A 13,151-nucleotide genomic window follows, 5' to 3' on the forward strand; every position below is an offset into this window, starting at 1 on the left:
TGTGAGCTCAAAGCATTATTTTAAATTTATTGCAAAAAGCTTTGACGCAATTGGCTGAACATCATGCGGCTAACGCTATTGTGTTGAGTCTCAATCAACTTTTTGATTTGCTCAACTTGAGGTTTATCTTCAGGAATCACAATCTCTGGATCGATTTCGATATCCGAATTGGACATGGTATTGGACGGCTGTGCAAGCAAATTTGAAGATGGGTGTTCGTTCTGCCAAAGCTGTGTTTCGAGTGACATGATGTACTTATATTCATCGGTATTGGGGTTAAACCGCTTATAAAGCCTTAAGTCTTGCATCGCATCTTGACGGCTTCGATCAGGCATATCTGTTTCGACTTCCAACCATTCAGAGAAAACCGGATGAATTTCATGTTGCATCAGTTGGTAATAAAGCCAATCACTGAGCAGGCTATGATCGATGTCAGACAGATATGGGCTGTTGTGTTGCAGCAATTGTTGTAAGTGTTCGAGAACCAAAACTTCTTGCTTTTGTAAGGCATAGCGCGCTTCAGTATCAAATTGTTGGTATTCTTCGGCTGGAATTTCAGTGAAATGTTGTTGTTCAACGAAGGCATCTACAATATGCGTTTGAAATAATGTATTCCATTGCTCTAGCGCATGAATTTCGAGCTGTTGTAGCTCTTTAAACGCTTTGCTTTGATAGCGGCTGAGCTGCAGGCGCTGAATATTTTGCTGGTTGAACTCAATTTTTTGTTTGATGTATTCAGCATAAGCACCTTGTTGTTTGGGGCTGACAGGGCTTACAACATCGACCAAAAGTAACTGCTGTTGTTGTTTGTATTTGAGCCAGTCCTGAATACGTTGAACCTCTTTATGCTCTTTAGAAAAAAACTGGGTTAAGTGTGGCGTGGTTTTTTCAGGCATTAAAAAGTGCATCCCGCCAAAGACGATGATTGCTAAACAGGCGATCACAAGAATGACTTTTTTCATTATAAAAATGTTTTTCTGTGTTTCTTATTTGTACATGGTAGCCTAAAAATGAGAAATAGTTAATGTTTTTTCATTAAAGCTTCAAATCTGTATGGGTGAAATTGAAAATTCACCTTGCCCAAGAATACGAACTTTATACAGTGCATCAAAGCCTTCAGCGTAGTGTGGAGGTTCAAATTTTTGAGCGGTGGCTCTGATTCCGACTTCAGGAATGCAGGCTTTGCCTTCACGTAAGTGGTTGCGTTCCAGTGCACCTTTAAGCTCAGTCTCAAAGAAATAGCCAACAATTTCAAAGCCTGCGGCCTGAGCACTGGCAATATAACGCGCACGATCGGCTGGCGTAGGGTTGGTATTATCAATCACCATTTTGGTTTTTGAGGCCAGTCCTGCTTCAAAAATGAGTTTTTCACGATGCCGTGTTTTCAGCATATCAAGGTTGATGCGCAAATGGCTATGTGCCAAATTCAGCAGATAATAGCTCGATTTTCCCGAAGCTTGGATGCCCATAAAAATAATCAGCTGCATGTGTGAAATCGTGCCTCAATCAAAGTAGGAGAAAACGGTTGTAGTCATTTTCTCCTACTCTATTGCTGAAAGCACCAATATTTACATGTTTTAAGATCGGTTTGTGTTTGAGCTATCATTCTCAGCTTGTTGCGGAATCATCATTGAAGCCAGTTTCAACATTTCAGATTGGATCGTGCCCATTTGCTGTTGTATCTTTTTAAAGTCGACTTGGCTAAAATCCACTTGTCCATTTAAAAAAGGCGAAGCTAAAACTTGTTGGTTAGCAGACAGTAATTTTTCACGGATATCATTGATTTCTTGGGTTTTAAGATTCAGGCCATTCAAGGCATTATTGAAACCTGTAAGCTGTTGTTGTAAAGCTGTCGCGGCTTCTTGCAACTGTTGCTGATCGTGCTGTTCAATTGCGGTCTGCAAGTCATTTTGGGTTTCTTGCAGCTGAGTGACATATTCGCCTGCTTTTAATTGCATATCTGCAACATCACGCACGATATAGAGCATGTTGCCACTTTTCAGTTCAGCTTTTTCAGGGCTTTGTGTATTCGCTGATTGGTGTTGCTCAGATGACTCAGTCTGGATGTCTTGCTGATTCGGCTCTGTTGCTTGCTCACAGCCAATGAGTAGGATGCCTGAACTAAACAGTGCAAAAGGAAGAACCAAGTTTTGTAAAAGCTTTTTCATCATCAAATCAATATTGGGCTATGTGTTTTTTAATATAAGGGCAAAATGTGTAGATAAAATGCTGGTTTTCAAAGTCATAACAAAACTTTTTAAAACAAAAAAAAGAGTGCCTGAGCACTCTTCATTTACAGCAGTTTAACCAGCAATGATTTTAATAATGGAATGATTACGAATGTCTGTCAGTACATAGTCGCCATTCACTTTAATCCACTGTTGGTTTTTAGCCGGTTTGCTGAGTTTTTTGTATTTTTGGTGATCTACTTTATAGGCATTGCTATGGTAAGCGCTTGGGAGTTTTTGACCTGCTTTCCAGTCTTGAGATGGACGGTTGGCTTTCTTTACAGTGGCTTGAGTTGGCTGTTGATGTCCATTTGATGTCTGCTGTTGCGCATGTCCGTGTGACTGAGCTGCGTGATGTTGCTGATGTTGCTGATGTTGTTCTTGTGGTGCTGCTAGTGTAGGAAGGGCAATCAATGCCGTTGAGATAGATAAAATAGCTGCTTTTATAAAGGTATTCATGAGCTTCACTTTTGGTTGTCTTGAGCGGATAGATGCATCATAGAGTGAAGTATTTGATTGATCGTGAATGAAGTGTTGTAAAATCATCAAAATAAAGAAGAAATCATGAAGATCGAACCGATTCGAGTGTCATTACTCATTTAAAAAAATAAAATATAAGCAGCCGTTAAATTCGACTGCTTATAAACAGCTTCAGGCTTATTTGGCCAATTCGGCATTGATGGCATCGACAATACGCGGATCATTGGCCGTAATGTCCGGTGCAAAACGCGCAACCACTTCGCCATTTTTATTGATTAAGAATTTCTCAAAGTTCCACAGCACTTCAGGTGGTTCGTTCGGTGTTAAACCATAGTCCACCAAGTCTTTCCACCAAGGGCCTTCACCAATACGTTCAGGCACCGCTTGGGTGAGCGTTTCATATAACGGATGCTTATCATCCCCTGCGACCGAGATTTTTGAAAAAAGCGGGAAATCTACTTGATAGTTTAAGGAGCAGAATTCTTGAATTTCAGCATCTGAACCCGGTTCTTGAGCCAAGAAATTGTTGGCAGGAAAACCTAGAATCTCTAAACCCTGTGATTTTTTGTCTTGATAGAGTTTTTCTAAACCTTCGTACTGCGGTGTGAGGCCACATTTAGATGCCACATTCACCACCAAGAGAACTTTACCTTGGTATTGGTTTAAGTTGATGTCTTCGCCCTGAATGGATTTGACAGGAATGTTATAAATCGAAGTGCTCATTTGCGTGTCCTTATACGATGTGCATTTTATTGTGTTGGAAGCGTTCGACAAAGTCACGCCCATTTGCGGGTTGATCGCAACAAAAAAGCAAGCCGAGGCTTGCTTTAAAGAGTAGGGAGGTCATTAAGATGCTGGAGCTGCTTTGACTTTCGCTTCTAAAGCCGTTACGTCAGCAATGATCGATTTCTGCAATTCAGTGGCTTTGTTTTGAAGTTCGGTGATTTTCGCGCTATCTGGCGTTGTTTTTGTACTTTCTTTGGTGAGCTCGACACCCAGATCATTGGCGTCCTGCATTTTTTCACGTAAAGCATCTACTTCAGCACTTTTTAAGGTTAAGGCATCCAATTCATCATTAAATTGCTTCACATAGGTTTCTGTTTTTTCAACCATACTTTTAATTTGAGCGGGATCCTTTTTCTCTAAGGTTGCACTCACTTCTTTTTGAAACGCGGTGGCTTCTTGAGCTTTGGCATTCGATAGCGTTTGTACGGCTAACAAATCGGCTTGAATATCGGCAATATTGTTATTGCTATGATTAGCAACGATAGTGGTTGCTTCGGTTGAGGTCGCTTCAGATGCAGACGTCGTTTGTTCAACGGCTGGCTCAGTTCCTTTTTTTTCGCACGCAGCCAAAGTAAGTGTGGCCATACAAACTGTGGTTAAAAGTAACTTTTTCATAACGACATCCTTCTATCGGGAAATATGTTTTTGTAGGCCAAAGTCTATAAGAGCAATGACCAATCAATTAAAAAATACGTTCGCTAGAACAGCATCAATACGATGCAGAGATCGTTGACATTGTTCTATGGTGTTTTTGTAGAGTGAAGCTGCTGAAATGCATCAATTTATTGAAGTGTATAGTTTTACATTGTCTTAATATTATGTTTTTTATGAATTTTATATTTTAAGATAAATGTATCAATTATGTGTGATACCCAAATGATATTCGAATAAATCATAAAAATGTTTTACCATTCATTTAAATTTTGCAAACAAAAGCTAAACGGGAAAAAGAATGAGTACCACAACACAACGTATGTATTGGGCTTTGAGTCTCCCTATCATTGCCGTACTCATTTGGTCGATCAATATTGTCGTTACGCGTTATGTAGCTGATTTCATTTCGCCAGTCAGTATTAGTTTTTATCGGTGGTTCTTTGCCTTCATTCTGTTAACACCTTTTGTCGTGCGACCTTTATGTCGGCAGTGGGCATTAATTCGAGTGCATTTGGGTCAGTTGGCAGTGCTAAGTGCATTTGGTCTGGTGTTGTATCAGGGCTTAGCCTACACCGCAGCGCACTATACGACTGCGACCAATATGGGATTGATTAATGCCTTTATTCCGATCTTTACCATTTTTGTTTCACTGCTGATCTTAAAAGATATTCCAAATCGTTTTGCGATGATCGGGAGTATTTTATCTTTTGCAGGTTTGGTTTATATCATTGGGCAGGGCAATCTTGCAGGCTTAGTTCAATCGGGTGGGCATTTGGGTGATGTCCTGATGGTGGTTGCGGTATTCTTCTATGCCTTTTATGGGGTGTTTTTGAAAAAGTGGCAATTGCAAATTCCCTTGATGTTGAGCCTCTATGTGCAGATCTTTTTTGCACTGCTTTACCATTTACCTTTTATTGCCTATTTCGGTCTCGATTCAATCAATAGTCAAAATGCGGCAAGTGTTATGTATGCCAGCATTTTCCCTTCTTTGGTTGCGCCTTTACTGTGGATGTTGGCCATTACCCATTTAGGGCCGAATCGAACCAGTATTTTCATGAACTTGATGCCAGTCTTTACCGCAGTGATTGCCTATGTCTGGTTGAAAGAGGCGTGGACGGTTTATCATACGGTCGGTGGTGTGGTCATTATCTGTGGCATTTTACTGGCACAGCGTAAAACAGCTTTAAAAACGGCACCTTTAGTAAACTCGATGGATTAATTTTGGTTGAAAATCGATCATTTAAATTATTTTTTTAATAGAATAATTCATTAATAAGTTAATTTATTAATGCTATTTTAGATGATTAATGTATTTAATGTATATAAAAGCTGATTAAAAATAGGTAGATAATTTGAATTATATTTTAATTATCTCAATTAATCAGCGTTTTAACGCTGTTTTTAATATAAAAAATCTATTTGTTTAGAAATGCAATTTGCTACATAATACGCGCACTGCAAACTTAGGCCAATGTCAAAACGGGTATTAAGTGTTTGCTCATCAGTTTTCAGACCCTCTGGATGTGATTACACATCCTTTTTTATGCTCAGCCATCCCTATATGGCTGAGCTTTTTTTTTATCTATTTTTCAGTAAAAATCCTGAGAAATAGCACGCTTTTAAGCACGAACCACTGCGCCAGTTTCGGCATCGAGTATGCGACTCGGTTCTTGGCTCAAGCCTAGGTCACCATTCAGATAATTGACCTGTTGGGCAAAGTAGTGGTTGGCATCTTGTAGTGAACGGGCAGGTGATAATCCAGCGGGGTTGGCACTGGTGGAGACAATAAAGCCTTGAAAAGCATTGCAAAGCGCCACACAAATCGGATGTGTGGTTACCCGTACAGCAACTTTAGGGTGATTGCCTTTAATCCATGTCGGAATGTGTTCATTCGTTGGTAGTAACCACGTGGTTGCGCGTTCTGATGGACTGCGATCACTCCAACTCTCGATCACTTGCTGGCGGATGTTGGGATCTAAATGTTCTAAAAGCGGTTCAACTTGAGCAATTTGCCCAGCCAGTAAAATTACCCCTTTTTCAATCGGGCGTTGCTTAATCTGCAAAATATCTAGAAAGGCCTGTTCGTTATACGGATCACAGCCTAAACCCCATACTGCTTCTGTTGGATATGCTAAAACTTGACCTTGTTTTAAACATTGCGCCGCTTCAGTCACAGAGGTGGTAATCATTACACTTAGTACCTTTTATTGATTCATAAAGGGTTATTGTGAACCTTATTGGTTGGAACGGCAACGCAGATAATTACCAGCCTGTTGTTGTGCAAGCCCCAAAATCTCCAGTTCCATTAACTGGCTCGTGAGTGTGGCAATATCGGTGTTAAGTTTGAAATTAAGTTGATCCATATTTTGTCCCACCCAATCCAGTTGATTATAAAGTTTGAGTAAATCAGATGGGATCTCAATACTAGCACTTGGGGCGGTTTCTTGTGACTGGGATTGGCTATGCCATTGAGTGGGGAGTGCCAAGTCTTCAATGATTTGCTCAGGATGATCAACCAAAATCGCCCCTTCTCGGATTAGTTGATGACAACCTTGATGATGTTCACTGTAAATATGACCGGGAATCGCAAAAATTATCTTGCCTTGTTCAGCAGCAGTTTTGGCTGTGCCAAGAGAGCCACTTTTGAGTGCGGCTTCTGCAACCACAACCCCTAAACTCAATGCACTGACGATGCGGTTGCGCCGTGGAAAATTATGCTGTAAAGGCGGTGTATGTGGTAAAAATTCAGTAATGATACAGCCATTATTTTCTAATATTTGCGTACGCAGGGCTTGATGTTGGGAAGGGTAAGTGAGATCTAAGCCCGTGCCCATCACCGCAATAGTGCGTTGATGTTTTAAGCCGCCCTGATGTGCCGCTGCATCAATGCCTTCAGCTAAACCACTGCAAATATAAAAGCCTTTTTCGGCGAGGTAATAAGCAAAGTCATAAGCCACTTGTTTGCCGTGCGGACTGGGTTTTCGACTACCGACGATAGCAACTTGAGGTTGGAGTAAACTTTGTGGATTGCCCTGACCAAATAAAATCGGTGGTCGGTCAGCATAGGGCAGCAGCTGCGAGGGATAATGACTTTCACTATCAAGCAAAATAAAATCACAATTGGATTGGACGTCATGCAATAAAGTTTGTAATTTGGTTTGTCCAGCAGGTGTTTGGATTTCTGCGACACGTTGTAGATGGCTTTTGTGTAAGCCGAGATTTGGCCAGATCTGAAGATTGGAGGCAGCAACAGCTTTTGTGCTTGTGCCAAAATGCTGCTGTAGTTTTTGAAAGCTCGATAAAGAATGCTGAACTAAATACCACAGGGTGATTGTTGCAATCTGTTCATGTGATAAAGAGTTCAGCATATATACACCTTAAAGCAACGGATTATTCATCCACGACAGAGGGAGAAAGTTTCGCGCCCAAGTTCATTGGTAGTTCGCTGTCGAGCACATAAGCATAGCTGACACGGTCAAAGGTTTTAAATACCATGATGTTGCCGATACGCTCCGTTGGAAGGGTCAGTTTTTCATTGGTTTTCGGATCACGAATTTCTTGACCCTTTTGACTAACCGAGAACACATAACCCGATTGAACGCCATCCACTGTGCCACGATCAATGGTTACAACTGAATGCTTCGCAGCTAGACCAATCGAACCTTGAACACGAATCACTTGTCCACCCCCAGTCACATCTTGTGCATGTGTTGGGTAGAACAAGGTTGGAAGCATGGCGTCGTATTCAGGCAGTACGCGATAACCACGACGTACTTCAGAATTATACGAATCTGTGATTTCTAAAGTGGACATGTCATTTTCACCACGAATGGCAATGGCTGAGCCAACCTGAGTCAATTCTAGACCTAGATTTTGTTTTTTACCCTCTGCATCCGTCACAATGTACGGTTCGCCTTCACGGTAAATCGCGTAGCGTTGACCGACTTCAATGCCTTGGCCACGTGCATAAACGGTTTGACCTTTACCTGCAATGACACGCTGATCGGCAGCACCAACGATATATGGTGTACCTTCCAGAGATTCCTCTGAAAGAATAGTGCTGTGTTCAAGCCAGTTTTTAATGTATTCCAGTGGAATGACAGGAATGGCATTGTTTAAAGACTCAACGCGTGCTTGAGGTTGAAGTTTAGTGCCGCCTGTATAACGACGAATAATCCCTTCACAGCCATCGCCTTCGTCTTTACCAATAATTGGACGGCCTTCATGAGTACACATCAGTAAGCGGTCACCCGGGAAAATCCAATGTGGATTTTTGACGTGTCTATTGCTGGCCCAAATTTCAGGCCAACGCACAGGATTGTTTAGGAAACGTTTAGAAATATCCCACAGGGTATCGCCTTTTTTCACCACATAAACATTCGGTGCATTGGCTTTTAAAGCAGGTGGATTGTAATTTCGTGTAGGCGCCGCTTGAGCTGTTGAAATGACGCCTGCGCCAACACTTACGCAAACCGCAAGTGCTAACATGTGTTGCTTAAACCCCAAGGCACTAAAAGATGGCATGCCCATAAAAACCTTTTTCATTATCATAATTCCTAAAATTATGTATGTAGTTGCGTTATAATAACGATATTACACACATTTTTTTGATCAAGCATTCCCTTCATTTGGTTTTTTGATCAATGGCATAATTGAGGACGCAGTATGGCCTTATTACCTATTTTAAGTTTTCCTGATCCCCGTCTTCGTACCATTGCAGAACCCGTCGAAGAAGTTACTGATGAAATTCGTCAGCTGGCTGCAGATATGTTTGAAACCATGTATGAAGCGCCAGGCATTGGACTTGCCGCGACACAAGTTGATCGTCATATTCAGTTGATTGTCATGGACTTGTCTGAACATAAAGATCAACCTTTGGTATTCATTAACCCCAAAGTTACCCCATTGACTGAAGAAACGCAGCCCTATGAAGAAGGCTGCCTATCAGTTCCCCAAATATACGACAAAGTTGAGCGCCCGTCACGCGTAAAGATCGAAGCAATTAACCTTGAAGGTCAAGCATTTGAGATCGAAGCTGACGAACTTCTCGCTGTTTGTATTCAACATGAAATGGATCACTTAAATGGCAAATTGTTCGTCGACTATTTGTCACCACTGAAGCGTCAACGTGCACGTGAAAAAGTAGAAAAATTGACTCGTCAGCGCCAAAAAGACAAAGTAGCTGTGAAACGCGGTTAAGTTTTTTTGCTTAAAAATCATCTTTAAAGTGAGCCCAATTTCAATTGGGCTTTGTTATACTGGCCGCGTTCTCAATTCGGATGGAATGGATTGTTTTTTAGAGCTGCGTTGCTACTGTCTTGTGTAGCTGTGTTTTTACAGATTGCTGTTTTTTTACAGCCTTTACTACCGACGCAATATCAAATTGCGCCGGTCTGTGAAACCATTTCGCGTGCGCTTTTACTCAAACCAGTTGAACATCTCAGTTCTCATGCTGAAAAGCATTCAACACATCAGCATGAACTCAGTTCACAACATGCCGAACACAATCATCATGATGCAAGTCATCAATGCCAATACTGTACGGTATATGGCAATCTCGTGCTGCCGCCTGATTTAGAGTTAAAAGCGGTACTTGACCGTATTCAAGTCCGTTTAATTGCATTCCAAAAAGCCTTTGCGCATGTTTGGTTTGCACTGCAACAACTCTTTTTACTACCTCAAGGGCGAGCACCGCCACTGTTTGTATAAACCTAGACATATATTTTTCGGGTCTTAACGGACTCTAGCCTAGTTGTATTTATAGATTCAGTGAGAATAAAAATGGCTCAGCCTACATTCTTTTTACAGCCTCTTGCGGCTGCGATTTCCCTTGCTTGTTTTTCAAGCGTCGTATTTGCCGCTGAAGCAGACAGTGCACACATTTTAGCACCTATCGTGGTGACGGCTCAGCAGGGCAATGATGCCCATGGTCTGATTGTACATGCTGACCCTAAACAACCCACTCAGCCAATTCCTGCGGTTGATGGTGCAGCCTACCTACAAAGTATTGTGGGTTTTAACCAAATCAAAAATGGTGGGGCGAATGGTGATGTCACCTTCCGCGGTATGTTTGGCTCACGTATTAAAATCCTCACAGATGGTACGGAAAATTTAGGCGCATGCCCAGGTCGTATGGATAATCCAGCTTCTTATGTCTCCCCTGAAAGCTACGACAAAATCACAGTCGTAAAAGGGCCACAAACTGTTCAGTATGCACATACTGGCTCAGCCGCAACTGTTATTTTTGAACGTGAACCTGAACAGCTCACTTCGGTGAAACCCTATCGCGGACAAGCCAGTGTCATGCTTGGCTCTTATGGTCGCTTGGATCAGAATGTTGAAGCCGCTGTTGGTGATGAAACGAAATACGCACGTTTAAATGCCAACCGTTCGATTGCAGATAGCTATCAAGATGGAGCTGGCAATACGGTTCCGTCCGATTGGGAAAAGTGGAATGCAGATCTTGCGCTGGGCTGGACTCCAAATGAGGACACATGGATAGAGCTGAAAGGTGGGAAGAGTGATGGTGAGGCAGTCTATGCTGGACGTAGCATGGATGGCTCTAAGTTTGCTCGTGAAAGTCTAGGTTTACATGTTGAAAAGAAAAACATTAGTGAGGTGATCAAGAAAGTCGAAGCGCAGGTGGACTATAGCTATAACGATCATGTCATGGATAATTTTAGTTTGCGAAAATTTAATCCCGCAGATGGTATGTCAATGCCGATGGCTTCAAATGTTGCTCGTAGGACTTTAAATGCACGGGTTGCTATGACGCAGGACTGGGGACAATTGCAACTTATTTCAGGTATTGATAGTCAAAAAAATGAGCACACTAAACGTAGTGGTAGCTTAATGTCTCCTTATCAAAATAAAGCTCGTGTCGGAGATATGGATTTTGAGTCTTATGGGGCTTTCGGTGAGCTGAGTTATGCATTCAATGATCAGCATAAACTGGTGACAGGTGCACGCCTCGATCAAGCGAAGATCGATAACTTAGCCACTGATACAGAGCGTAAAGAAACCCTGCCAAGTGGTTTTATTCGAATTGAAAGTGAACTTGCGGAACATGTTAAAACTTACGCAGGTTTGGGTTATGTAGAGCGTGTGCCTGATTATTGGGAATTGTTTAGTACCAAATACCATCAAAGTACAGGTACGACCTTTGCCAATTTAGAGAATGAAAAAACCGCGCAGTTTGATGCAGGTTATCAATATGAACAGGGTGCATTTAAATCATGGGCTTCAGTTTATGCAGGTTTGATTCAAGACTATATATTAGTTAAATATGTACCCGTGATTTCTATGGGTAAAACGAAATATGAAGCTCGTAGCCGAAATGTCGATGCAACCATTGCCGGTGCTGAAGTAGGTGTAGCTTACCAGTTGACGGATCAAATTCAAGCGGATATCAGTACCATGTATGCGTGGGGTGAAAATACAACGGATCACACCGCTTTACCGCAAATTGCACCATTAGAAGGGCGTTTCAATCTACGTTATGTGCAAGAGAAATATAATCTTGGTTTGTTATGGCGTGTGGTGGCAGCACAAGATCGTACCAGTTATCGAGAAGGCAATATCATTGGATACGATTTAGAAGATAGTAAAAGTTTTGGAACTTTGTCTTTAAATGGGACTTATAATATCCAAAAAGATTTAGACCTTTCAGTCGGAATAGATAATGTGCTGAATAAAAACTATGCCGAGCATTTGAATAAACTTGGAAGTTCAGGTTTTGATTATGCTGCAACCGAACAATTCAATAATATTGGACGTAATTATTGGGCGCGTATCAGTATGAAGTTCTAAACATGTTGAGATGATCGGAAACAGCCATTCTAGAAATAGAATGGCTGTTTTGGTTTTAAGGTAGAAATTGAGTGAGAAAACAGCATTGTGAGCGGATATTCACCATAAAAAGTAGAAAGAAAAAGCGATTTAAATAAAATATTTAAATATTACTTTGGGGCCTGTTGACATTTTCTGTTCAAAAAAATAGCGAGAAAGTAAAATTTAATCGCCAAACCAAATTTACTTCTCGCTATGCCTCGTACAATGCTGAATGATCAACACTGGTCTAAGTTACTTTCTATTTTCCGAAATTTTGATATCTATTTCAAATCTAATTTGAGAAATTTTGTCGAAGCAATACTTTATAGAATAAGAACAGGCTGCCCATGGCGTGATTTGCCTAAAGAATTTGGTTCGTATAACTCAATCTTTAAAAAATATAATCGCTGGTGTAAAAATGATAAGTTAATGAAAATATTTAAATTAATTTCTTCAAATGCTGATATGGAATGGGTTTTTATTGATGCTAGTCATGTTCGGGCACACCAACATTCTGCTGGAATAAAAGATCAGGATATTTCTAAAAGCATTGGTGGAAATAGTTCTAAAATACACTTAGCTGTTGATGCGGATGGCAATCCAATCGAAATTATTATCTCCGATGGAACGATACATGATGTCAAGATTGCTCCCAAAATGATTGAAAAACTTGATTTGAGTGAAACGGAAGTATGTTGTGCAGACAAAGGATATGACTCTGAATCATTAAGAGAACAAATATCTGTGAAAAAAACTAAAGCGAATATTCCAAGAAAATCAAATACTCAGTCAAATAATGATCATATGGATTGGTATTTATATAAAATCAGACACTTAGTTGAGAATGCATTTTGTAGGTTAAAGCAGTTCAGAGGAATAGCAACACGATATGATAAGCTAAAGTGTAGCTATGAGGGGGCAGTTGCATTAGCTTGTATATTTATTTGGCTACCTTTATCGGGTAAATTCTATACTTGAAATGTCAACAGACCCTAAAATATTTAAATATTACTTTGATATATTTCTATTTAAATTAATTAAAACAATAGACCTCTTGCGAAAGTAAAAACCACCTCAATATAAATTTCATGAGATATCAGAAATTAAATCGTTTTTCAGATTCTGAATTCAAACGCTTGGTTGGCGTACCTCGACATGTTTTTACTGAAATGG

At 40.7% G+C, this 13,151-nt stretch carries 14 protein-coding genes and 1 pseudogene; 6 read left to right on the forward strand and 9 right to left on the reverse strand.

Annotation, left to right across the window (positions count from 1 at the left end):
* Positions 1–26 precede the first annotated feature (26 nt).
* The 6 genes from MF4642_RS11515 to MF4642_RS11540 all read right to left on the reverse strand — a co-directional run bounded on the left by MF4642_RS11515 (position 27) and on the right by MF4642_RS11540 (position 4,109).
* Complete coding sequence (locus tag MF4642_RS11515) at positions 27–962, reverse strand: hypothetical protein (RefSeq protein ID WP_078426301.1); 936 nt, start codon at positions 960–962, stop codon at positions 27–29.
* An 81-nt stretch (positions 963–1,043) separates the two neighbouring features.
* Positions 1,044–1,487, reverse strand: coding sequence for an AAA family ATPase (locus MF4642_RS11520; RefSeq protein ID WP_078426302.1), 444 nt, complete (start codon positions 1,485–1,487; stop codon positions 1,044–1,046).
* 90 nt (positions 1,488–1,577) lie between these two features.
* Entirely contained in the window at positions 1,578–2,168 is a 591-nt protein-coding gene (locus tag MF4642_RS11525) for a hypothetical protein (RefSeq protein ID WP_101495449.1), read from the reverse strand.
* A gap of 135 nt (positions 2,169–2,303) precedes the next feature.
* Positions 2,304–2,687 carry an RcnB family protein gene (locus tag MF4642_RS11530; RefSeq protein WP_078426311.1) on the reverse strand — a complete coding sequence of 128 codons (384 nt, stop codon included), beginning with the start codon at positions 2,685–2,687 and terminating at the stop codon, positions 2,304–2,306.
* 198 nt (positions 2,688–2,885) lie between these two features.
* Entirely contained in the window at positions 2,886–3,431 is a 546-nt protein-coding gene (locus MF4642_RS11535) for a glutathione peroxidase (protein ID WP_004984048.1), read from the reverse strand.
* A 123-nt stretch (positions 3,432–3,554) separates the two neighbouring features.
* Positions 3,555–4,109 (reverse strand): hypothetical protein, encoded by a 555-nt coding sequence (locus tag MF4642_RS11540; RefSeq protein ID WP_078426304.1) that lies wholly within the window; start codon positions 4,107–4,109, stop codon positions 3,555–3,557.
* A 337-nt stretch (positions 4,110–4,446) separates the two neighbouring features.
* On the opposite strand from MF4642_RS11540, the gene MF4642_RS11545 reads away from it, so the two are divergent.
* Positions 4,447–5,367 carry a DMT family transporter gene (locus tag MF4642_RS11545; RefSeq protein ID WP_078426305.1) on the forward strand — a complete coding sequence of 307 codons (921 nt, stop codon included), beginning with the start codon at positions 4,447–4,449 and terminating at the stop codon, positions 5,365–5,367.
* A 400-nt stretch (positions 5,368–5,767) separates the two neighbouring features.
* Here MF4642_RS11545 and MF4642_RS11550 read toward each other — a convergent pair whose 3' ends face one another.
* From MF4642_RS11550 to MF4642_RS11560, 3 genes are read right to left on the reverse strand one after another with little or no spacing between them, the layout of a single operon-like run.
* Positions 5,768–6,337 carry an L-threonylcarbamoyladenylate synthase gene (locus MF4642_RS11550; protein ID WP_078426306.1) on the reverse strand — a complete coding sequence of 190 codons (570 nt, stop codon included), beginning with the start codon at positions 6,335–6,337 and terminating at the stop codon, positions 5,768–5,770.
* Between the two features lie 45 nt (positions 6,338–6,382).
* Complete coding sequence (dprA, locus tag MF4642_RS11555) at positions 6,383–7,516, reverse strand: DNA-processing protein DprA (RefSeq protein WP_078426307.1); 1,134 nt, start codon at positions 7,514–7,516, stop codon at positions 6,383–6,385.
* A gap of 22 nt (positions 7,517–7,538) precedes the next feature.
* A complete protein-coding gene (locus MF4642_RS11560; protein ID WP_004684451.1) occupies positions 7,539–8,693 on the reverse strand; it encodes a LysM peptidoglycan-binding domain-containing protein in 1,155 nt (384 codons plus the stop codon).
* Between the two features lie 120 nt (positions 8,694–8,813).
* Between MF4642_RS11560 and def the strand changes: the two genes are divergently transcribed.
* The 5 genes and pseudogenes from def to MF4642_RS16695 all read left to right on the forward strand — a co-directional run.
* Entirely contained in the window at positions 8,814–9,347 is a 534-nt protein-coding gene (gene def / locus MF4642_RS11565) for a peptide deformylase (RefSeq protein WP_004684452.1), read from the forward strand.
* A 90-nt stretch (positions 9,348–9,437) separates the two neighbouring features.
* Positions 9,438–9,857, forward strand: a complete 420-nt coding sequence (locus MF4642_RS11570) for a DUF2946 family protein (protein ID WP_004684453.1) — start codon at positions 9,438–9,440, stop codon at positions 9,855–9,857.
* A gap of 72 nt (positions 9,858–9,929) precedes the next feature.
* Positions 9,930–11,957, forward strand: coding sequence for a TonB-dependent copper receptor (locus MF4642_RS11575; RefSeq protein ID WP_078426308.1), 2,028 nt, complete (start codon positions 9,930–9,932; stop codon positions 11,955–11,957).
* A gap of 234 nt (positions 11,958–12,191) precedes the next feature.
* The gene (locus tag MF4642_RS11580) at positions 12,192–12,956 is read left to right on the forward strand and encodes an IS5 family transposase (protein WP_078426309.1); all 765 of its coding nucleotides are present in this window, start codon (positions 12,192–12,194) and stop codon (positions 12,954–12,956) included.
* A 110-nt stretch (positions 12,957–13,066) separates the two neighbouring features.
* Positions 13,067–13,151: pseudogene (locus tag MF4642_RS16695) on the forward strand (IS5/IS1182 family transposase); the annotation flags it as partial.

The organism is Acinetobacter sp. MF4642 (genome assembly GCF_002018925.1).
GTDB classification, from domain to species: Bacteria; Pseudomonadota; Gammaproteobacteria; order Pseudomonadales; family Moraxellaceae; genus Acinetobacter; species Acinetobacter johnsonii.